This is a genomic window from Haladaptatus rarus (genome assembly GCF_054177585.1).
Genome location: NZ_JBPEHG010000002.1, coordinates 222,559 through 243,930 on the forward strand (window position 1 = coordinate 222,559; position 21,372 = coordinate 243,930).

A 21,372-nucleotide genomic window follows, 5' to 3' on the forward strand; every position below is an offset into this window, starting at 1 on the left:
ACTGACACCCTTACTTTTAAACTGGATGACGGGACCACTCCGTCCTGCCGAGCGATGAAGAAGACGGTCTGACGAAATCCGTGGCGGTGAATCCGATCAATCCGTTCGTGGAATCGCACGCGATCCGGCGACGAAGAACAACACCGCGAGCACCGCGAGCACCACGAGATTGAATCCCCAGCTATCGAGCAGACCCGATTGCCCGACGACGGTGATGCTGGGTTCGTCGTACGTCAGCTCCCGAACACCCCGTGCGAAGTAGGTCAGTGGCGAGAGGTTCATCACGGGGCGAAACCACGCTGGCAGGAGGTCTGGCGTGACGAACGTGTCCGAAAGAAAGAGGAGGGGTAACGCGATCGCATTGCTCGCCGCGATGACGCCGTCCTGCGAGTCGGCGAAACTCCCGAGGAGTGCGCCGACGCCGCAGAAGAGCGCGACCGCCAGCGCGACGAAGACGGCGACCAGTGGCAACACCGCGAACGAGGTGCCCGCGTTCGTCACGAGCGCCATCAGCGCGAGGATGATGAGGCCCGCCAGTCCGATGATGACGACGTTGACGAGGGTGTGCGCCAGTAACCACTCCGCGCGCGTGAGGGGTGTCGTCGCCAGCTTCTCGTAGCGATTGGACTCCCGGTGGCGCGAGACCGAACTTCCGACGCGCGAGAGCGGCGTGAACAGCACGACGACGGCGAGGTAGCCCGGCAGGTAGTACGCTGGTGGCTCCGCGAAGAGACCGCCACCCGACCCGCCCTCGCCGGGGTTCGTCTGCACGAGCACCGCGAAGATGAGGATGAGGATGACCGGGAAGAAGAACGTGAAGAAGACGGCGGTACGCCGCCGGAGGAACGACCGCCACGCCGCGCCCGCCTCCGCGCGAACCCGTCCCGTGGCGGTCATCGATCCCCTCCAGCGATAGTGGTTGTCCCCGCTTGCCGTGTCGCTTCAGGGCCGAGTGCCGCGCCCGTCAACCGAAGGTACACGTCTTCCAGGTCGGGTTCGGTCCACGTCAACGCCTCGTACTCGATGCCACGGTCGTTCAACTCGCCGACGACCCCCCCGATGTCTGCTGGAGAGACTCCATCGAAGACGAGGCCAGTCTCGATCTCTTCGACGGTGAACGCAGTATCGACTGTCGCGCGTGACGCGGTCGTCTCCACGACGAGGCGACTCTCGCCGCCGTGCTCGGCGATCAGCGACTCGGGTGTACCGACTGCGACGAGTTCACCATCTGCGAGCAGTCCGACTCGGTTGGCAAGTCGCTCGGCTTCGGCCATGTAGTGTGTCGTCAGGAAGACGGTCGTTCCTCCCGCCGCGAGTTCGTCGACTAACGACCAGAGTGCTCGGCGGCCTGCCGGGTCGATACCCGTGGTCGGTTCGTCCAGAAAGAGTATGTCTGGGTCGTTGACCAGCGTCGCCGCCACACACGCTCGTCGCTGTTGCCCGCCGGAGAGATTCTCGTACCACGTTGCTCCGGTGTCGGCGAGTCCTACGTCCGCGAGTATCTCGTCCGGATCACGAGCGTCGTCGTACAACCCCGCGTAGTAGTCCACGAGTTCCCGCGCCGACAGCCGAGCGGGTGGGTCGAACGACTGCGGGAGCAGGCCGATCCGCGACTTCTCGACGTCTGCAGGGTGGACACCCAGCACGGACGCGCTTCCCTCTTCGGGAACGGTCGTCCCGGTGAGCGCCCGAACGAGCGTCGTCTTCCCCGCACCGTTCGGGCCGATGAGCGCGAACACCTCGCCTTCGTCGACCGAGAGCGAGACGCCGTCGAGCGCGACAGTATCGCCGTATCGCTTTCGAAGGTTCTCGGCGACGAGCGTGTCAGTCATGCTCGAACCTTACCCTCGTTCGCAGGTAAGAGGTTCGATTCGGTACCCGAGAAAGTATATCAGGCAACTGTCCGTCGCTCGAATCGTGCATGTCTGGAGATAGTTCTGACGAGCGAATCGGTTCGTCGAACGACCCGCTCTCCGTTAGCGAGGTTCGCGTTGCGATGGGGGTAGTGTTGCCGGACGCTCGAATCGTGGATGTAACCCCAGTAGAGCACGGAAAGAACGCGGTCTACTCGCTCACCATCGAACGCGATGGTGGGGAAGCCGACCATACGACCGACCCGGAGCGAGTCGTGCTAAAGGTCGCTACCGCCACCGACGAGAACGCATTCCGGGTCGAACCACGCTTGCTCGAACTCGTCGCCAGTCGAACCGCGATTCCCGTTCCGCGCGTCCTCGGGTCGAACATCGGCGGGGCGGGCACTGGCTGGTCGGAGGCTGGCGACATGCTCGGGCCGGACGCTGGCAACGCCCTTGGAAGACCGTACTTCGTCATGGAGGCGGTCGAAGGGCGAACGCTCGAACTGCGCCCCGACGAGTTGCCACCGGATGTCCTGGAACGGGCCTGTTTCGAGGCAGGTCGCAATCTTGGGGAGTTACACGCCAGTTTCTCGTTCGACGGATTCGGTCCGGTGCGACCGGACGACGCCGGAACGCTTCGTGTCTCCTCGGCGTTCGAAAACTGGCCAACACTGTTCGAGACGGCGGTGAAGGCGAACGCCGACCGACTCGCTGACACGCGGTTCGGTGACCTCGTTTCCAGCATCAGATCGCACGCCGAGACGGTCGCCCGACGATTGGACGACGACTTCGAACCGGTGCTCATGCACCACGATTACCGGCTCGCAAACCTCGTCCTCGATTCAGATGCAGTGGCGGGGTCGTGGGATGGAGGGACGGTGACGAACGCCGTGTTGGACTGGGGTGAGCCGGCGACCGGCCACGCGGAGTACGAACTCGTGCAGACCGAGGCGGTTCTGACGAACCGACCCGAACTGAGCGAAAAGCGACAGGAAACCCTCCGAAAGCGACTGTACGAGGGGTACGATCGGACGAACTCGCTCACGCGAGATTCGGGCTTTTGGGAACGCCATCAGCTGTATCGGCTTGCGACGCTCGTCCGGATGATGAAGAACTTCGAGACGATACTGGCAAAGACCGACGCCGACGCGGATACGCGAGCGACCGAATATCGTCGGTTGCTGGAACAGTGGGCAGATTCGTTGTAGATCGACGTTTCGTCAGCGTTCCAGTGTCGTTCCAATCCCCGGATCACTGCTTCGGTCGCCGCATCGTCGGTCGCCAGTACAGCAGTGCGACGGTGACGACGAACACGACCGTCGAGATGTCGTAGGAACCGGAGGCGACCGTCGCTGCCAGTCCGGTACCCGCTCCGGCGATTCCAGTGACAATAGAGGCGATGACCGGGAAGGTGCAGCTCACGCACGAGAACAGGCCGAGGACGCCAGCGACGACCGATCCCGCAGCGTCGAGCACGGTCGCGTAGACGAGATACGACAGCGCGAGATAGCCGATCAGCTTGAACGGCAGGATGGAGAGTCGGACGAGATCGCCGTTGTAAAGCAGAGCAGGTCCCCAGCCCGGCGGGAGCCACGAGATTCTGAAATTCCCCGTCGGCATTCCCGGCATCGAGTGGCCGGGCCCGAACAATCCACCGACGTAGCCGAGGACGATGAAGTAGCCGACCGCCACGGCGATCCCCAGTATCTTGTGTTGCTCGCTCTTTGCGACAGGGTTCGTTCCCCACACCGCCAACAGCGCGACGTTGATCCAGATGAAGGGGTAGAGGAGATAGCGCAGTTGGCCGCTAGAGTGATTCGAGAGGGAAAAGTACAGCAGGAGCAAGAGGAATTCGGCGTTCAGCACCACCGCTCCCCACAGCAGTCGTTCGCCACTCGGTCGGTAGCGCGCGATTCGAGTGCTCATAGTGCGAGTGCGTCGATGACGATAGCGACGAGGAGCGCCCCGAGGTAGGCGTTCGAGGCGTGGAACGAGCGGAAGGCCGCTTGCTCGTCGCGGTCGTAGTGGAGTTTGACGACCGCCAGGAGGAAAACGGCTCCGAAAACGACGGTCGTGAGCGCGTAGAGCCAGTCGAGCGTCGTCACAGTCGCGAGTGCGCCCGCCGCAAGGAGCGTCGCACCAAGCCACAGGAGGATATGTTTCCGGGTTTCGACCTCACCGCGGACGACGGGCATCATCGGGAAGCCCCCGCGTGCGTAGTCGTCCTTGTATGCGAGTGCGAGGTTGTAGAAGTGCGCGGGAGTCCAGAGGAAGATGATCCCTGCGAGCACCAGCGCCGGAAGGCCGATACCGTCCGTGACTGCGGCCCAGCCGATGAGCGCCGGGAGCGACCCTGCGAAGCCACCGATGACCGTGTTCTGCACCGTGTTCGGCTTCAGTACGAGCGTGTACACCACGCTGTAGTAGACGATCGCTGTCAGCCCCAGCACGGCGACGAGCAGATTCACCGAGAGGAAGACGGCGAGCGAAGCAGCCGAGAGGAAGAGGCCGAAGGCGATGGCGTTCCGGACAGGAATCTGTGCCGTCGCCGTCGGTCGGTCGGCGGTTCGGTTCATCCGCTTGTCGACGTCGCGTTCGAAGACCTGGTTGAACGTCCCGCTCGCACCGATGGAGAGGACGCCACCTGTGAGGGTTGCGACGACCGTTCCGACGTCGAGGTTCGGTCCAGCCGCGAGCGCCATCCCGGCGGACGCGACGAGACACAGCAACCACATCAACCGCGGTTTCATCATCCGGAAGTAGGCGTTGGCGGTCGCTTTGAGGCCGGATGGACTCTGTGCAACGTCCGATACGTCGGGCATCTCCGCGTCCCGGATGCCCATCTCGATCGGGCCGTCTTTTTCGGCGGGTTCGAGCGTCCACGCGAGTGCGAGCAGCGTGCCCGTGAAGATAGCCATCCCGACGACGAGGTGGATCGCGGCGAACGACGTGGTCGTCTGGGTCGTCGCGGCGAGCGCACCCAATCCGATCTGAACCGGATAGAGCGTCGCGGCTCCGGAGAGCGCGAGACGGACACGTCTTCGCGTCCGTCTCTTGCGTGCCCACGCGAACAACGTCGTTACAGCGAGGAGCAGACCGACGACGAGCGCGACGACGCGATGTCCCCACGCGAGAGCGAGTTTCGGATCGTCCAACGGGACGAGCCAGTGACCGTTACAGGCGGGCCAGGTCGTACAGGCCGTTGCAGCGTTCGTTATCGATGTGGTTGCACCGACGACGACCAGCAGGTAGACGCCGACTGCCGTCGCTGTCAATGCACGTTCGAATCGACCTGAAGAGATATCCTGCAATGCCACCGTTGTGCTGGAGTTGCGTTCCCGCATACTTAGACCATCCGACTTCCCCCGACGACGAAGACAGCACATATTTATGGAGTACTTCCCAAGCCTAAGGCAGTATGGATTCAAAGCGGATAGCGTTCGTCTCGGTGCTCGGCGCGGCGCTCCTCACGGTCGCCGTCGACCCCGTGTTGGCATACAACTCGACGACCGAGGAACTCATCCGGACGCTGAACACGCAGCTACTGTACGCGGCGATTCCGATCACGGTGCTGGTCGAGGGAATCCTCATCTACACCGTGTGGAAGTTCCGTAACAACGAAGACCCACTCCCGACCAAAGAGAACCGACGGCTGGAGATCACGTGGACGGTCGCCACCGCCATCGTCCTTCTGTTCGTTGGGTACGCTTCCTACGGCGTGATGGCGAACGAGTATGTCACGACGACGCCGCAAGACGCGCAGAACATGGAAGAGAACGCGGTCGAAGTGGAAGTTGTCGCCGAGAAATACATCTGGAGCTACAACTACCCACAACAGAACGTCGAAGGTGCGAGCACGCTCGTCATCCCGAAAGACCGCCCAGTCTATCTCAATATCACGTCGAAAGACTGGCTTCACGCTTTCCACGCCCCGGCGCTCGGGCTGAAACAGGACGCCATCCCGAACCAGCACAACGTCATCAAGACGGAAGCGACGACGGAGGGTGAATACCAGGTCTACTGTGCCGAGTACTGTGGCGTCGGTCACTCGAACATGCTGAGCAAAGTTCGAGTCGTCTCACAGAGCGAGTACCAGCAGTGGCTCCAGGAGCAGAAAGGTGGACAGAGCGGTAACAACAGCAATTCGGGCGGCAACAACAGTTCGGCCTGAATCCGGTTTTTCTCCCTTCGACTGTCGTATTCGGTAGCAGTCGCTTGCTTCGTGGTAACACGAATCGTGGATTGTTCCAGCAGCGGGTTTTGGGTGCATTTTTAGTAGTCGAACCGTAACGGTCTCTGTATGACGGTAACGGACGATTCGAAAGAGGAGCACGGCCATCACCTCCCGGCCGTCGAAGACTGGCCGAAAGGCTTCGGCGAGGCGTCGTGGTGGCCCTTTATCACAGCGATCGGCGGGGCAGGATTCTACATCGGTGCTGCGCTGTTCATCCTCGGAAACGGGGAGAACAGTCTCGTCAGCCCGATACTCGGCCCAGCAGTGTTCATCGGGAGCACCTTCGTCTTCCTCGCGGGACTGTACGGCTGGGTGTACCACGCCTTCGTCAAACACTTCTGGAGCCGCGATACGAACAAAGCCGGAGCGAGCGCACTCCGCTGGGGCATGATCGCATTCCTCGGGTCGGAGATCGCGACGTTCGGTGCAGGGTTCGTCTACTACTTCTTCATCCGGACGGGCACGTGGCCCCCGACGGGTGATTCGCTTCCCGAACTGACGACTTCGCTCGTGATCGTCAACACCTTGCTACTGATAGCGAGCAGTGTCACGCTCCACTGGGCGGAAGTCGAACTCCGGAAGAACAACCGGAGTCGGTTCCTCGCAGGACTGGGCGCGACGCTTCTGCTCGGCGTCATCTTCATCGGTGGGCAGGTGCTGGAGTACTACGAGTTCATCGTTCACCACCACTTCACGCTCACGGGCGGCGTGTTCAACAGCGCGTTCTTCGGCCTGACGGGCCTGCACGGCCTGCACGTCTCCATGGGTGCGGTGCTCATCGGTATCGTCTTCGTACGTGCGCTCTACGGTCAGTACTCCGCCGACCGCCACCTCTCGGTTACGACGGTTTCGATGTACTGGCACTTCGTGGACGCCGTCTGGATCTTCCTCGTCGTCGTGCTGTACTTCGGCGCGGAGATGGGCATCTAAGCCCGACCATTCGTTTTCGTTTCGCTCGTCGAGAGGTGAGTTACCACTCTGTCGGACCGCGGGACATCTTCCGAGGGTGCTGGACACCACTGCGACCGGCCAGTACAAATCAGTACAATTCAGTAGATCTCAGTACATGGAGCGCAGACGCATCCACAAGCCCGACGACCGCCGACAGGACCGTCTCGGGACGGAGCCGCCGGACGAAACGACGTGAGAACCTACGCTCCGCCGACGTGAAACGCGCGCTTCGCAAGATTGAAACGCGACAACGCAGAATTCGGGGGTATGGAACTGCGGGTCATCGAGAAGAGCGACACCGAACTCCAGATCGAAATCGGGGGCGAAAACCACACGTTCATGAACGTGCTCAAGGGTGCGCTCCTCGAAACCGAGGGCGTCGCGGCGGCCACCTACGACGTGAACCCCGAACAGTCCGGCGGTCAGACCGACCCCATCCTCAGTCTCAAGACCGAGGACGGTACCGACCCCCTCGACGCGCTGGAAGCCGGTGCCCAGAACGTGAAGAACAAAGCGAGCGCCTTCCGCGAGGCGTTCGAGACTGCCGCCTAATTTTCGGTCGTATCGGTCGTCAGAACACACGTCTCCTGTGCGACGAGGAGTGCGAACGTTCGACCGTCGAACGCGAATCGGGTCGTGCTCTCGTACTCTTCGGCGAGCGAGCCGAGATGGTCGAAGATCTCGTCGGTTCGTCGCTTGCTCGTCCGAACGCGAACGCTCGTCGAATCCGGGCCGAGATACGCGACCGCGTTCTGGAGTTCGGGCAGTTCGGTCACGTCGGCTTCGCTGAGTTGGACGGCGTCACCTTGTCCCTGACCGGTATCCAACAAAAGATACGCGTGACAGAACTCGTCCTGCCCGAATTCGAGCGCAACCGAGGCCGAACCCGAATCGCACCCACCGGCACCGAGAACGTGGTCGGTGGGTTCGACCGACCCTCGTGCGGTGCACGTCGAGTGGGTCGTCCGGGTCGTGTTGGTCGATGGCGTCGTGCTGCTGGAGCGCGTCGTCGAACTCGTGGTTCCGGTGGTCACTCGCGTCGTCTCGTCGGTCGTCCCCGGTGAACCAGTTCGGTCTCCGAGGCAGCCAGCAGCCAGCAGTGTTCCACAGGCCGAAAGGAGGGCACGGCGATTCATACGCTAACCTGTTTGGTCCCGAGAATAAGTTTTGTGCTACCACCGGATCGGTACGTCACGCTCGCCGAGGTACGCCTCACCAGTTCGATCACCGAATGACGACGAATCAGCAGTACGCCTGAACGACGAACACTCGTCCGTCTGGGCCGACGTGAACGTCCACACCTGCAGACCCGTCAGCAGAGAGAGCCGTCTCCTCCCACGCAGGGAGGGCAAACATACCGCTGACGATGGTCTCTGCGAGACTCGATTCGTCTTCGAACGATTCAACCGTAACCGACGGACTGGCAGTGTTCACGAGCAACGTTATGGAACCACGACACGGGGAGTTGAACTCCTTCGCCGACCCGGAGACGCTACCACCTGGATACTGAGAGACGACGCGTTGCTGGTTTTCGAACGTCGCGATTCGCTGGAGTGTCGTATCCTTGCGCAGTGGTTCACGCCCTGTTGCTTTCCGCCGGTCGTTGATCTTTGTGAGCACTGCTTGCTCGATGGTCGGCAGGTCGAGGTCAGATACCTGATCGGCGTGGCCGGGAGCGTCCGAGACGGTCGGATGTGTCGAGAGAAGACCAGCAGGAAGCGAAACGATCCCCGATGCGATGAGCGCGAGCGAGACGATGGCGACGAGGACGGCAGGAAGCAGTGGTCGTGCAAGGTCCAGATACCCCGGTGCGTCGGTCTCCGACTCGACGGTTTCGTACTCCGGAGTACGCTTCTCGAAGGTCATCCCACCACACCGTGAACATGGTGGTGCGGTCACAGCCAGTGCACACCCAGACGAACGAGTCACCATCTCCCTCCGGAGCCATCTGGACGACCGTCTGCTCGAATCGCCCGTGACCACAGCTCTCACACGGTGGGCTGTTTTCAGCGTGTGGCCGTCCACACCACTTACATCGCCACTTCATAAATCTGATAAAAATTATGGCGCATTAAACTGTTCGGTTCCGGAGGTCCCTCGAACGAGGGAGCAGCTGAACGCCGTCTTACAACCGAACCGGCACGTCGCGCTCGGCGAGATACTCCTTGACCTCCTGGATCGAGTACTCTCCGAAGTGGAAGATAGAGGCCGCAAGCGCCGCGTCCGCGTTCGCCTCGGTGAACACTTCGTAGGCGTCTTCCGGGCCACCGCATCCCGAGGAGGCGATGACCGGTGTCGAGACGGCGTCACAGACCGCCTTCGTCAGGGGGACGTCGTAGCCGTCTTTCGTCCCGTCGGCGTCGATGGAGTTGACGAACAGTTCGCCTGCGCCGCGCGATTCGGCCTCTTTTGCCCACTCGACAACGTCCACGTCGGTTCCTTCGCGGCCACCCTTGACCGTGCATTCGAACCAGCAGGATTCGCCGTCCACTTGCGCGTAGTGCTCTCCGTCCTCGTCGAAGCGCCTGCGGGCGTCCACGCTGATGACGATACACTGGTTGCCGAACGCCGTCGCACCCTCGGTGATGAGTTCCGGGCGCTCCAGCGCAGCGGTGTTGATCGACACCTTGTCCGCACCAGCGCGGAGAGTCTCTTTGATGTCCTCGCGCGTGCGGATGCCACCACCGACGGTGAGTGGGATGAATACCTCGTCGGCCACCTCGGAGACCACGCCGAGCATCGTCTCGCGCCCCTCCGCGCTGGCGGTGATGTCGAGGAAGACGAACTCGTCAGCACCTGCCTCGTTGTACTGTCGCGCCATCTCAACTGGGTCGCCAGTGTACTGGAGGTCTTCGAAGTTGACGCCCGTGTAAACCGCCGGGTTCCCGTCTTCGTCCACGTCCACGTCGATGCACGGGATGATTCGCTTGGTGAGGGTCATCGATTGGGTGACGGTAGGGAGTCGGCAGTCAAAAGGAGTCGGTTTACGGGATGCCGATAGTTCGTAGCGACGGTTGCTGGTGGCCGCTCGGCAGGATTCTGACTTCTCGAAAGTGACACGAACCACCCCGACGCGTGGCGAAGCAAGATACCGTCATCAGACGACGAAACCGGTTAGACGTTGCACTCCCAACACCAGTCCAGTGCAGGACACTATCGACTGGCTCCGCGGGCGACCCTACTACGAGGGACAGATCGCCCGCCACGAGACGCTCCCGGGCGATGAGGGCGAATTCCGAGACGTTCCCCTCGAATCTCGTCTCGAATCGGCCCTTCACGACCGGGGTATCGAACGCCTCTATCGCCATCAGGCCGAGGCGGTCGAAGCTGTTCGTGACGGGAAGAACGTCGTCATCGCCACCCAGACCGCGAGCGGGAAGAGTCTCGCGTACACGATTCCGGCGTTCGAGCGAGCGATGGACCACGGCGGGCGCACCCTCTACATCGGCCCGCAGAACGCCCTCATCAACGATCAAGAAGAGACCTTGGCGGAACTCGCCCGCGACCTGGGCTTCGGCAGTCGGGTGTCGGTCGCACAGTACACCGGCCGACTCGACAGGAACGAAAAGCGAGCAGTGCGCGGCCGCCAGCCGACCGTCGTGCTCACGACGCCCGACATGCTCCACTACGCACTCCTCCCCTACGCCCATCGACTCTGGGACTGGTTTTTCAAGGGGTTGGAGACGGTCGTCATCGACGAGGTTCACGAGTATCGCGGCGTCTTCGGCAGCCACGTCTCCCTCGTGTTGCGCCGACTCGCCCGTATCTGCGACCGGTTCGACGCGTCTCCGCAGTTCGTCTGCTGTTCTGCGACCATCGGCAATCCGGTCGAACACGCCAGCGCGGTGACCAGCCAGCCCGAATCGTCGTTCCACCTCGTGGACGAGAACACCAGCAGGACGGGGGCGACCCACTGGCTGCTGTGGAATCCCCCCGAGTACGAAGACGACCGGTACGGCGGGGCAAAGCGCCGCAAATCCAATCACGGGGAGTCGAAGCGACTGTTCGCCGACCTCGTAACTCGCGACTGCCAGACGCTGGTGTTCACCCGTGCGCGACAGGCCGCAGAACGCTACGCGATGGAGAGCGCGGAGGAACTCAGACGTCGAGGGGAGCACGACATCGCGTCGGACATCGCCGCGTATCAGGCCGCCCTTCGGAACGACCGACGCCGAGAACTCGAAGACGGTCTCCACTCAGGCGATGTTCGAGGCGCGTGGAGCACGAACGCGCTCGAACTCGGCGTGGACATCGGTGGACTCGACGCCGTCTTGCTCGACGGCTATCCCGGAACGCGGATGGCGGCGTTCCAGCAGGCCGGACGCGCAGGTCGGGGAACCGACCCCAGTCTCGTCACCCTCGTCGCGGGGAACGACCAGTTAGACCAGTACCTGATGGCGAACCCGGACGAGTTCTTCGCGGCCGACCCCGAGCGGGCGGTCGTGAACCCGGAGAACGAGGAACTGCTCCCTGCGCACATCACGTCTGCCGCCCGCGAGATGTGGCTCTCACCCGACGACGAGGCGTACTTCGGCGAGCGATTTTCCGGCCTCGTCACCGACCTCGAATCACGGGGAGACCTCGAACGCCGCCAGACCAGTAGCGGAATCAGGTGGGTGTACGACGGCGACGGAAGCCCCCAACACGAGATGAGTCTGCGAACCATCGACGAACGGGAGATCGACCTTCTTGACCGCTCTCACAACGAAGTAATTGCTTCCCTCCCCTTCAGCGATGCCCTGAACGACGCCCATCCCGGTGCCATCTATCACCAACAAGGACAGTCTTACGAGGTCGTCGACCTCGACCTGTCTCGGGACGTGGCCGAACTCTCGCCGACGTGGGCGGATTACCACACGAAGACGCTCCACGAGAAGGAGATAACGGTCGAAGAAGACCTCCAGGAGAAGACGCTCTCGACCCACGACGACTGTGTCGTTCGCTTTGCCGACGTGACGATGCGAAAGCGAATCACGGGTTTCGAACGGCGAAACGCGAAACGCGACGAGAACCTCGGACAGGAGTCACTCGACCTGCCCGAACTCACGCTTCGGACGAAGGCACTCTACTTCACGATACCCGACCACCTGGAGCGCGAACTGCGCGAGATGGACGGCGACTTCGGCGGGGCGATCCACGCTGCAGAACACGGGATGATCTCGCTCTTCCCGCTCGAACTGCTCTGTGACCGCCGGGACATCGGGGGGCTCTCGACGCCGCTCCACCCCCATACCGGCGTGAGCACCATCTTCATCTACGACGGCTATCCCGGCGGCGTCGGATTGACCCGCGAAGGGTACGAGACGGTCGAATCGCTCATGCGGAATACGAGAACGATGATCCGTTCCTGTGGTTGTGAAACCGGTTGCCCGTCCTGTGTGCAGTCACCTCACTGCGGGAACGCGAACGACCCCCTCGACAAAGCCCTCGCGTTTCACCTTCTCGCGGTTCTCACGGGATGAGTCGCAACGTTTTTAGGCCATCCTAAAAGAGATTAGGTTAGCCTAAACATGGACGAGACCCTCCGACGAACACGGCGCGAGATCGAGCGATTGGCCGACGATAGTGGACAGTTCTCCGTCGTATGTGCCGACACGGGCGAGCGCCCGATGCCGATCACTGGAACGCGATTCGAGAACCACGACGATGCGACTCGGGCCGCCGAACTCGCTCGCGAGTATCGGGACGCCCTGCGAAACTACGACCCGGACGTCCCATGCCATCGGTTCCTCGTCACCGAAGAGCAACCACGACCGCTCCAGATGGCGGGGATGCGGGAACGAACGACGGGTACCCGAGCGAACGGACTTCCCCAAACCCAGCGTTCGGTTACCGCCGCGAGCGACGGTGAAGGAGAATGGCTGAAGATGGAAAACGCGCCGCTCGTTCACCTCGCTCGGGATAACGGCCCCGTCGGGGACGATGCGGTCTCCCGCCAACTCGACTCGAAACTCTAGCGAATCTCTTCTCGAAGGTCTGGGATGAGGTCGAACTCCCGATTCGAATCACCCAGGACGAGCAGGGCGTAGTACCCGAGATACGCCTGCACCGGAACCCGAACGACGGCCAGTGCGAACAGGAAGAGGAGGCCGTACGCCAGCGCGAGGATTCCGAAGGATGCTACCGCAACGAGACTCGGACTTGCCATCAATGCGGCAGGGCCACCGAACCCGACGAACAGCAGTCCGCCGAGGACGACGAACGGGAGCAGGAGGACGATAGCGACGACACCACCGACGAGCGAGACGACGAGCCCCGCAGCGATAGTGAGGACGAAGCGAAGCAGGACGTACACTCCGTACTGTTTCCACTGGTCCCGAAGCGTCGGCCAGAATGCCCGCCATCCTGCGAGGACACCACCTCCTCGTAGTATCATCACCGGGACGACGAAGTTCCTCGTCAGGCCATCGATCAGTGCGACGAAGATGCCGAGCAGGATGATGGCCGGGACGATGAACACCAGGAGTCCGATGGTGACGCTCGGCACGTCACCAATGGCCGCCGGAACGAACGCCAGAACCAGCCCGACGATAGAGAGGAGTATCGGGAGGAAGAGAACGAACCGAAAGCCGAAGAGACGAAATCCCTGTCCGAGATGGTCGCTCATGTACCGCCTGACGTGAACTTCCCGCGTGCGAAGCGACTCCACGAACGCGAACTCCATCACCGATCCGACGATGGCAAAGAGCAGGACGACCAGCAGACCGATAGCGACGATAGCGAGGACGATAGCGAAAACGGTGTCGGTCGGAATCGGCAGATCACCCGGAACCGGTTCGTTCGCCCCGACGGTGTACTGCGGGCCGCCACCCGACGGTGGCGATACGCTCGCGCTACCGAGGAAGAAGACGACGATAGCGAGTTTCAGCCACGACCGCACTTCCACGGGAAGCAAGAGGGCTTTCGTGGTCTCGATAGCATCGTCCAGGGCTTCGACGGCGTACCACGGCATACCGGACGATTTGGCGGCTTGATATTTAAACTGTCGTGCAGATGACGTCGCCGCAATACGTCACGGAATCGCGGTGAGGAGCCGGCTGGTAAAAACTATCGTCAGGTCAGACTGAATTTCACTGATTTCTCATCATATCTATAACTCATCACTGAGGTCGAATATTAGAGAATAGACGTTCCTATCAAGGTATTCCCGTGGCGCAGGTGCAGGCGAACAACATGCTCTCGTCCGTGTTCAGCAACCTGTTCAACGATAGAGTACAGCACAACAACTCCGGCGCTCCGCGAGTCGAGGTCGACGCCGAGGTTCGGAGTGTTATCATCGGCATTCGCATCGCGGACAACGGGCCGGGCGACTCGGACACCCGGAGAGCGGACGTTTTCGGGCGCGGCGAGCAGGGGATAAGCAGTTCGGGAACCGGAATCGGTCTCTATCTTGTCGAACAGTAGGGCGGCACGGTCCGGGTCGAAGGTGACGAGCCTCGTGGGGCGGTGTTCGTCGTCGAACTGCCGCCGATATGATCCGACGTCTACCGGTGTCGCCCGAAAGCGGTGCCGAATCAGTTTCTCGTGGCGTTTTCGAGTCGCGCGTCTACGAACTGGCTGAGTATCGCCGCGAATCCGGTCTGTGAACTCCAGATCGCCGTCTCACTATCACCGAGCACGCTGATGAGGACGGTATCACCGTCGACGACCAACACCCGGCCAGCGCGTTCTTCCTCTGGACCGTCCGGCAGATCGATGACCGGCAAGTCGCCAAATCGGTCTCGGACCGCCGGGTCGTCAGCGACGACGAGAACTTCGACTCCCGAATCGGCTCGTGCCTGGAGTACATCTGCGATCTGCTGCGTGAACAGGGAGGCGTCGTGGACGCCGAAGACGACCCTCGACTCGGCCTGTTCCACCAACTGCTCGATACGACTGCTGACTACTTCGCGTCCATCGACCGTCCACACGTCTTCGCGCTCTTCGTCCCCCTCTCCGAACTCGTTTTGTGCGCGTTCCAGATAGTCGAACGCTCGCTCTTGGGTTCGTTCGAAACGATCTCGGAGATGGGTTTTCGCGGCTTCGAGACTGACCGGTCGATACTGGATCGGCTTCGACTGTTGAACCTCTACGAGGCCACGTTCCTGGAGGTTCTCCGCCGCGCCGTACACCTGCGAGCGTGGCACGTCGGTGACGCCGTGGATGTCTCTGGCCGTCCCCGTCCCCAACTTCTGGAGGGCGACGAACACCTTGGCCTCGTAGTTCGAGAGGCCGAGGTCGGTCAGTGCATCGATGGCGTCGTCCTCGTCCATCTCAATCCTCTCCCGGTGCAGGGGTCGTCGACTCGGTTGCGAGGGTTCCGCGAGCGCCTGGCCCGAGATAGCGCGTCCAGACGACGAGCAGACTCGGGAGCACCAGCACGCTGGCGAGGAAGGCGTAGATGATGGTCAGCCCCGTGATGATGCCGAATTGCTGGAGTGACGGGAGGATGGCGAACGCGAGGACGCCGAAGCCACCGACCGTGGTCGCGGCACTGCCGAGCAGTGCGCCACCGGTTCCGGTGAGACTGACGTGCATCGCATCCCACACCGACCCGCGTCGTTCGAGTTCGACGTTGTACCGCTCCGAAAGGTGGATGCTGTACGCCACACCCAACCCGACCGTGAGACTGGTGATCATGCCCGTCAGGACGTTGAACGGCATGCCGAGCAGATACATGGTTCCCAAGATCCACGTCACGCTGAACAGGACTGGCAGCAGTGTGACCGCGCCGAGAGTCGCACTGCCTTCCGTGATGCGGTAGGTGAACATCAGGAACGCGAACACGGCGAGCATCGTGATGACGAGACTCTGGATAACCGTGTCGAGCAGTTGCTTCTGGACGATCTCGAAGACGATGGATTGCCCCGTGGCGGTCGCTTCGAGTCCCTCGAACGAATCGGCCACGTCGCGCATCTGTTCGGTGACTGCGGCGCTCGATGCACCACCTTCCACCGAAACCGTCATCCTGAGGGCGCGATACTCGCCGTCCTCGCGGTAGACGACTCCTGCCGCTTCCTCGGGGGCGGCGGCGTACAGTCCGTCGTAGACCTTCTTCAGGTTCTTGTCGGGGACACCATCACCGTCGGTGTCCGCCGCAACGAACGTCTCATTGAACGTCTCGTTCTGTGCCGCGACCTGTTCCATCACCGAGAGCGGACTCGTGACCTCGGGTTCGCCGTTCGAGAGGACGAGGGTCGCGTTCTTCTTCGCGGCTCTCGTGCGTGCCCGCTGTACCTGTTCGAGTGCGTCGTCACGGGTCACGTCACCCTGGACGAGTATCTGGGCCTGTGAGTCCTCCCGGACGAAGTTGTCGTTCACGTAGTCGAGGTGCTTCTTCGCCGAGTAGTCGGCGGGTTTGAACGGTTCCGGCAGTTGCTTCGTCCATCCCGGTGGGTCTTCCGCGAGGAAATCCTCCTGTGCGAAGCTGGTGTCGACTTTCGTCGCGCCGTAGGCACCTGCCCCACTCACGAGGAGCGTGAGGACGATGACGACGATCGGCGCTTTCCGCGCTGCGACGGCACCCATCGAGAGCGTGCGTCCGAGCAGGCCACCGCCGGTACCGAACGCTCGCTTCTTCCTGTCGAAGCCACGTGATTCGAGTAGTGAGTCGAGTTCGACTTTGATTGCCGGGATCAGCCCACCGAAGATGAGGAGTGCCGCCACGATACCGACTGAACTCACGATACCGAAGTCCTGTATCGGCGGCAGCGGGCTGACCATGTTCGAGAGGAAGCCGATGACCGTCGTCGCGGTCACCCACGTCAGGGCCGCGCCCACGCTCACGAGGGCGACGCGCATCGACCCACGGACGTCTTCGCCGGGGTGTTCGCCGCGCTCCTCCCGGTGGCGCATGAACACGTGGATCGCGTAGTCGATAGATAGCCCGATGAGCAGGACCGGCACGGCGATGAAGATCTGGTTGAACGTGATACCGATCCATCCCATGAAGCCGAACGTCCACACCAGAACTGCGACGATGCCCGTGATACCGAGGAGGATGTCGAGCAGGTCGCGGTAGGCGACGAGCAGGGTGAGGACGACGAACAGCAGGGCCAGCGGGCCGACGATAGCGAGACTGTCGGCCATCGACTGGTCGATCTCCTCGCTGATGATACCGCTTCCGAAGACGATCGCCTCACGGTCGAGTTCGTCGTGTGCGATGGTCTGTATCGCTTTCTGGGTCTCCACCAGGTCGGTCGTCGCCATCCCTTGTACCGACTGCGTCTCCTGTTTCTGGAAGACGATGATCATCGTCGCGTTCGCTTCGGTGCTACCGGGTTCGTAGGAGGTCGGCATGAACGCGAACGCCTGACTCGACATCCCGTTCGAACTGGCGTTCTCCGAGAGCACCGTCTTCGTCACGTCCTCTATCTCCGACTCGTTCATCGAGCGCAGCTGCTCTTTCTGCTCGGCGAGCGTCGGCATCGAGGCGTTCTTGAGGGCGGCCTGCCGCTCTTTCAGCGCCTTACTTTGCTTTTGAAGCTGCTCGTACTCGTTCGCCAGCACCCCCTGCGTGCCGAGTTTGTACACCTGCTGGAACTGCGACCGAACCTCGCCTGCACGCTGCTGGTATGTGCTCTGGTTGATATCACCTCGTTGATACGAGGCGTTCAACTGGTCGAGTTGCGCTTGCAGCCCACGAGCCTGTTTCGCTGCTCGGTTGAACGTCGCCGACTGGTTCGCAGTGAGTCCGGTCGTTGCGTTCGTGCGAACCTGTTCGAGTTGGGTTTCTATCTTTGCAGCACGCTGGCGGTAGGTCTCGTTGTCGACGTTGCCTGCCCGCCTCGAGGCGTTCAACTGGTCGTACTGCTGCTGCAGTCCCCGCGTCCGATTCAGGGCATCGCTCAGTCGGGCTGCTGTCTGGTTCAGTTGTTGGTTCCGTTGCTGGAGTTTCGCGCCATCCGCGCGAATCCCCGCGATCTTCTCCCGTTGAATCGCGGTGATCGCGATGACGTTCGAGACGCCAGCAGTCGGCGTTTCGGTTGCCAACGTCTCGTTGACCGACTCGTTCTCGCGGAGTCGCTGTTGGAGTTCGAGCGAGTTGACGAGCGCGTCTTTCGACAGCACGTCGTCCCCACGGACGATCACCTGTACGACCGTCGTGTTCTCCTGTCCGGTCGTGAAGTTCGACTCGATGTAGTCGAGTTTCTTCGCCGCCTCGCTGTCGCTCTGGAACTGGTCGAGTGACGACGACTGCTCCACCATCGGCGCACCTGCCCCGACCAGTACCGTCAGGACGAGCAGCACGGCGATGACCACGCGACTATGCGCTGTGACGTTCTCGAACAATCGTTCCAGAAGACTCATCGACGACCTCCGGAACGTGGATCGTAGCTACCCATGTTGTTGGTAGGATACTACTGACAGCGCCACCAAAAAGATGGAGGTTCCTCTTCGTCGTATGATACGAACTGCCAGACACGTAAGCCGGGCAGAATGAACGCTCGACGATTCGATCCAGCAACCGCTATCACTCGAGCGATTTCGTCGAAAGAAGTGCGGTAGTGTGTCATTATTCTCGAACTGCGGCGTTGGTGTCGAGATGACCGTGGCCGTGGTACTCCTTGTCTCCGACGTCATTCGCGGTGTTGCAGAGCTGTCTGCGAACCTGGCTCGCGCTGAAGTCCGGGTTGACGCTCTTGACGAGTGCTGCAGCAGCCGCGACCTGCGGCGACGCCATGCTCGTTCCTGCAAGCCACGCGTAGCCACCGTACGACATTGGGATGGTGTTGAACACGAGGTCGTAGTACCAACCAGTTGGGAAGTTCGCGTCGTAGTTTCCGCCGGGTGCACTCACGTCGATGGCGTTCGTCCCGTAGTTCGTGTACTTGGCCGGGGTGTAGGTCGGTTCTTCGAGACCTGCGTCGCCCCAATTGAAGCTGATCGGGCCGGTGGCGCTGATGCTCATGACGTTGGACGCCTCGTTCGGGACGCTGATGACGTTACCGTCGTGTTGTAGGTCTGCTGCGTCGTTACCTGCAGCACAGACCACGAGCATGCCGTTTCGGCGTGCGTACGCCATCGTCTTGGTCAGGACGCTGCCGTAGAACTCCCCGAATCCGTCCTCGTTCCGCGGAACCGGGTACGCACCCAGACTGAGGTTCGCGACATCCGACCCGATTTCGACGCTGTAGAGGATGGCAGCGAGGATGTCGCCCCATGAAGCACCGCCCTCTGCTTCGAACACCCTGCATGCGACGAGGTCGGTACCGGGTGCAGAGCCGACGACGCCGAATTCGTTCTGGTCGCTGGACGCGATGATACCACTTACGTGCGTGCCGTGGTAGTGTGAGTCGGTGTAATCGCCACCGTCGTCCGTGAAGTTGCGCGACAGATCGGTGTTCACCGCGTGCGCGAGGTCGGGATGGTTCGCGTCGACACCCGTGTCGATGACGGAGACACGAGTATCCTCACCGCGCGTGACTTCGTGTGCCTCCGGGATGTTCTGTTCCTGCTTGTCCCACTGGATCGGATAGTACGGCTCGTCCGTCGCCGATTTTTCCTGCGTGATCGGCGATTCCGGGGTCGGCAGGTCGAGCGAGTAGACCAGATCCGGCGCGTACTCACCACCGAGCGATTGTACGTCCGATTCGGTTCCGCGGACGACCAGTAGGTCGACCGCGCTGAGGTCGTGGACGACTTCGACACCACTTGCGTCGAGGTCGGACGTGGAAACGTCGTTCGACTTGACGATGAACCGTTCCGTCGATTCTGCCGCCGTGACAGTGCTACCGACTGCAATGCCACCCAGTACTGTACCGCTCACCTTCAGAAATGACTGCCTTGTTTGTTTCGACACAACACTTTACATAAGTTCTGATATTATAATAGTTACTATTGTAATATACAACATATTTTTTAATAGGTTAGTATCTAAAGTATTCGCCACCAACGTACCGGTTTAAATGATGTGAACGAACCTACCAACGACTTTCACCCCTCCATCAAAGTTAGGAGGGTTCCCGGATTAGAAGTGGACAATGGTAGACGTTTTGACCGTGCTTCGGCTCTTCGGTGGCGTGTTTCTCTTGCTGATGAATGCCTACTTCGTTCTCATCGAGTTCGCTATGACGCGCGTTCGACAGTTCGACGCAAGCGAGTTCGAAGACTCGACCGGGCTCCGCCGGGCGTGGGATATGACCGACCGACTCGAAATCTATCTCTCCGGCTGTCAGTTAGGGATCACCATCGCGAGCGTTGGATTGGGTGTGGTAGCCGAACCCGCCGTCGCAAAGATCTTCAATCCGATTCTGAAGGCGGTCGGGATGGGTTCGGGTTCGACACACGCGTTCTCGGCGATCCTCGCGCTCGCACTCATCAATCTCTTGCACGTCATCGTCGGTGAACAGGCCCCGACGTATCTCGGTATCGAGCGGACGAAGTTCGCCGCCCGATACGGTTCCGGTCTGCTCTACTGGTGGACGAAGCTCATGTCCCCCGTCATCGTCGTGGCCGACAAAGCCGCCAAAGGGTTGCTCGGGCTGTTCGGTGTCGAAATCACGCGCTCGTGGACGGAAGCCGAAGAGGGAGAAGGGGGCGAAGATGGCGACCGTGATATCGTCAGTCGGGCCGACCTCCACCGCCAGATGGGTGACGCACTCGCTCAGGTGGACGACATCTCCCAGGAACGCGAAGAGGAGGTTCTCGCCGCCCTTCAGATCGGGATGGTTCCCGTCCGTGATATCGTCGTCCCCCGTGAGGACATCATCGCCCTCTCCACCGAGGACGCCATCGAGGACAATCTGGAGCGGATGGAATCGAGTCCACTCGTTCGGTATCCACTCATCGACGGCTCACTGGACGAGCACCGCGGAAACGTCTACGCACCGGCGGTCATCAGTCATTACGAAGAACTCGAATCGGGTGACGTGACGCTCACCGACATCGCGCACGACTCGTTGACGGTCGCCGCAGACACCAGCGTCAGCGACGTCATCGACCTGTTTCAGGTCGAGAATCAGGAGCTCGCGCTGGTGCTCGACGGAAACGACGTGGTCGGACTGGTGACCGCGACGGATGCCTTCGAAGCTGTTCTCGGCGACTTAGAAGATCCGCTAGACAAGGAACTCGCAGCTTAATCCTTCTTGTAAAACTTGCGCGCTTCCTCGGCAGACATCGTCTTCCACTCTCCGTCGTCCGTCCGAACCTGGATACATCCCTCGGGAACGTCCATCTCGACCGTCTCGACGTGTTCACGCATGATGTGAGATTCGTACTGTTTCCACGCAGCCTGCTCGGAAGGCGCGATGGCGACCCAGCCACAGCCGTCCTGACTACACCGTATCATTGAGTACCGGTCACTCACTACAACCATTATAAAGGTTGAGAAACGTCGCTCGTCTCATCCGA

General features: G+C 61.3%; 21 protein-coding genes. 9 read left to right on the plus strand and 12 right to left on the minus strand.

All coding sequences use genetic code 11. The features are described 5' to 3' along the window. Nucleotides 1-96 precede the first annotated feature (96 nt). Together ACR3FE_RS06275 and ACR3FE_RS06280 are read right to left on the minus strand one after the other, a co-directional pair. Nucleotides 97-897, minus strand: coding sequence for an ABC transporter permease (locus ACR3FE_RS06275; protein WP_458206227.1), 801 nt, complete (start codon nucleotides 895-897; stop codon nucleotides 97-99). Continuing rightward, nucleotides 894-1,832 carry an ABC transporter ATP-binding protein gene (locus tag ACR3FE_RS06280; RefSeq protein ID WP_458206228.1) on the minus strand — a complete coding sequence of 313 codons (939 nt, stop codon included), beginning with the start codon at nucleotides 1,830-1,832 and terminating at the stop codon, nucleotides 894-896. Before ACR3FE_RS06280 ends, ACR3FE_RS06275 begins: the two co-directional genes overlap by 4 nt. An 89-nt stretch (nucleotides 1,833-1,921) precedes the next feature. Here ACR3FE_RS06280 and ACR3FE_RS06285 point away from each other — a divergent pair, with 89 nt between their 5' ends. Then, on the plus strand, nucleotides 1,922-3,064 hold the full coding sequence (locus tag ACR3FE_RS06285; RefSeq protein WP_458206229.1) for a phosphotransferase family protein: 1,143 nt from the start codon (nucleotides 1,922-1,924) through the stop codon (nucleotides 3,062-3,064). A 43-nt stretch (nucleotides 3,065-3,107) separates the two neighbouring features. On the opposite strand, the gene ACR3FE_RS06290 is transcribed toward ACR3FE_RS06285, so the two are convergent. Next, nucleotides 3,108-3,782 (minus strand): DUF7546 family protein, encoded by a 675-nt coding sequence (locus ACR3FE_RS06290; protein WP_458206230.1) that lies wholly within the window; start codon nucleotides 3,780-3,782, stop codon nucleotides 3,108-3,110. Next, nucleotides 3,779-5,200, minus strand: a complete 1,422-nt coding sequence (gene cyoE, locus ACR3FE_RS06295) for a heme o synthase (RefSeq protein WP_458206231.1) — start codon at nucleotides 5,198-5,200, stop codon at nucleotides 3,779-3,781. Before cyoE ends, ACR3FE_RS06290 begins: the two co-directional genes overlap by 4 nt. Nucleotides 5,201-5,274: 74 nt before the next feature. Between cyoE and coxB the strand changes: the two genes are divergently transcribed. From coxB to ACR3FE_RS06315, 4 genes are all read left to right on the plus strand, one after another. Continuing rightward, nucleotides 5,275-6,027 (plus strand): cytochrome c oxidase subunit II, encoded by a 753-nt coding sequence (gene coxB / locus ACR3FE_RS06300; protein ID WP_458206232.1) that lies wholly within the window; start codon nucleotides 5,275-5,277, stop codon nucleotides 6,025-6,027. Nucleotides 6,028-6,156: 129 nt separating this feature from the next. Next, entirely contained in the window at nucleotides 6,157-7,020 is an 864-nt protein-coding gene (locus tag ACR3FE_RS06305; protein ID WP_458206233.1) for a cytochrome c oxidase subunit 3, read from the plus strand. A gap of 76 nt (nucleotides 7,021-7,096) precedes the next feature. Beyond that, nucleotides 7,097-7,237 carry a hypothetical protein gene (locus tag ACR3FE_RS06310; RefSeq protein ID WP_458206234.1) on the plus strand — a complete coding sequence of 47 codons (141 nt, stop codon included), beginning with the start codon at nucleotides 7,097-7,099 and terminating at the stop codon, nucleotides 7,235-7,237. A 71-nt stretch (nucleotides 7,238-7,308) separates the two neighbouring features. Next, entirely contained in the window at nucleotides 7,309-7,593 is a 285-nt protein-coding gene (locus ACR3FE_RS06315) for a DNA-directed RNA polymerase subunit L (RefSeq protein ID WP_458206235.1), read from the plus strand. Here the strand turns inward: ACR3FE_RS06315 and ACR3FE_RS06320 are convergent. The 3 genes from ACR3FE_RS06320 to hisF all read right to left on the minus strand — a co-directional run bounded on the left by ACR3FE_RS06320 (nucleotide 7,590) and on the right by hisF (nucleotide 9,982). Beyond that, nucleotides 7,590-8,177 (minus strand): hypothetical protein, encoded by a 588-nt coding sequence (locus ACR3FE_RS06320; protein ID WP_458206236.1) that lies wholly within the window; start codon nucleotides 8,175-8,177, stop codon nucleotides 7,590-7,592. The two genes, ACR3FE_RS06315 and ACR3FE_RS06320, sit on opposite strands and share 4 nt — an antisense overlap. A 106-nt stretch (nucleotides 8,178-8,283) precedes the next feature. After that, nucleotides 8,284-8,940, minus strand: coding sequence for a spore germination YkwD domain-containing protein (locus tag ACR3FE_RS06325; protein WP_458206237.1), 657 nt, complete (start codon nucleotides 8,938-8,940; stop codon nucleotides 8,284-8,286). Nucleotides 8,941-9,166: 226 nt separating this feature from the next. After that, nucleotides 9,167-9,982 carry an imidazole glycerol phosphate synthase subunit HisF gene (gene hisF / locus ACR3FE_RS06330; RefSeq protein WP_458206238.1) on the minus strand — a complete coding sequence of 272 codons (816 nt, stop codon included), beginning with the start codon at nucleotides 9,980-9,982 and terminating at the stop codon, nucleotides 9,167-9,169. A 202-nt stretch (nucleotides 9,983-10,184) separates the two neighbouring features. On the opposite strand from hisF, the gene ACR3FE_RS06335 reads away from it, so the two are divergent. Both ACR3FE_RS06335 and ACR3FE_RS06340 read left to right on the plus strand, forming a co-directional pair. After that, nucleotides 10,185-12,503, plus strand: a complete 2,319-nt coding sequence (locus ACR3FE_RS06335; RefSeq protein WP_458206239.1) for a DEAD/DEAH box helicase — start codon at nucleotides 10,185-10,187, stop codon at nucleotides 12,501-12,503. Between the two features lie 48 nt (nucleotides 12,504-12,551). Beyond that, the gene (locus ACR3FE_RS06340) at nucleotides 12,552-12,998 is read left to right on the plus strand and encodes a DUF7552 domain-containing protein (protein WP_458206240.1); all 447 of its coding nucleotides are present in this window, start codon (nucleotides 12,552-12,554) and stop codon (nucleotides 12,996-12,998) included. On the opposite strand, the gene ACR3FE_RS06345 is transcribed toward ACR3FE_RS06340, so the two are convergent. Next, nucleotides 12,995-13,993 (minus strand): DUF7544 domain-containing protein, encoded by a 999-nt coding sequence (locus tag ACR3FE_RS06345; protein WP_458206241.1) that lies wholly within the window; start codon nucleotides 13,991-13,993, stop codon nucleotides 12,995-12,997. The two genes, ACR3FE_RS06340 and ACR3FE_RS06345, sit on opposite strands and share 4 nt — an antisense overlap. A 197-nt stretch (nucleotides 13,994-14,190) precedes the next feature. Between ACR3FE_RS06345 and ACR3FE_RS06350 the strand changes: the two genes are divergently transcribed. After that, a complete protein-coding gene (locus ACR3FE_RS06350; protein WP_458206242.1) occupies nucleotides 14,191-14,445 on the plus strand; it encodes an ATP-binding protein in 255 nt (84 codons plus the stop codon). Nucleotides 14,446-14,555: 110 nt separating this feature from the next. Here ACR3FE_RS06350 and ACR3FE_RS06355 read toward each other — a convergent pair whose 3' ends face one another. The 3 genes from ACR3FE_RS06355 to ACR3FE_RS06365 form a co-directional block, all read right to left on the minus strand. After that, a complete protein-coding gene (locus tag ACR3FE_RS06355) occupies nucleotides 14,556-15,293 on the minus strand; it encodes a TrmB family transcriptional regulator (RefSeq protein ID WP_458206243.1) in 738 nt (245 codons plus the stop codon). A gap of 1 nt (nucleotide 15,294) precedes the next feature. After that, nucleotides 15,295-18,330 carry an MMPL family transporter gene (locus ACR3FE_RS06360; RefSeq protein ID WP_458206244.1) on the minus strand — a complete coding sequence of 1,012 codons (3,036 nt, stop codon included), beginning with the start codon at nucleotides 18,328-18,330 and terminating at the stop codon, nucleotides 15,295-15,297. Nucleotides 18,331-18,535: 205 nt separating this feature from the next. Next, nucleotides 18,536-19,822, minus strand: coding sequence for a S8 family serine peptidase (locus ACR3FE_RS06365; RefSeq protein ID WP_458206245.1), 1,287 nt, complete (start codon nucleotides 19,820-19,822; stop codon nucleotides 18,536-18,538). Nucleotides 19,823-20,003: 181 nt separating this feature from the next. Between ACR3FE_RS06365 and ACR3FE_RS06370 the strand changes: the two genes are divergently transcribed. After that, on the plus strand, nucleotides 20,004-21,101 hold the full coding sequence (locus ACR3FE_RS06370) for a CNNM domain-containing protein (RefSeq protein ID WP_458206246.1): 1,098 nt from the start codon (nucleotides 20,004-20,006) through the stop codon (nucleotides 21,099-21,101). On the opposite strand, the gene ACR3FE_RS06375 is transcribed toward ACR3FE_RS06370, so the two are convergent. Next, on the minus strand, nucleotides 21,098-21,310 hold the full coding sequence (locus tag ACR3FE_RS06375) for a hypothetical protein (RefSeq protein WP_458206247.1): 213 nt from the start codon (nucleotides 21,308-21,310) through the stop codon (nucleotides 21,098-21,100). The two genes, ACR3FE_RS06370 and ACR3FE_RS06375, sit on opposite strands and share 4 nt — an antisense overlap. Nucleotides 21,311-21,372: the final 62 nt, after the last annotated feature.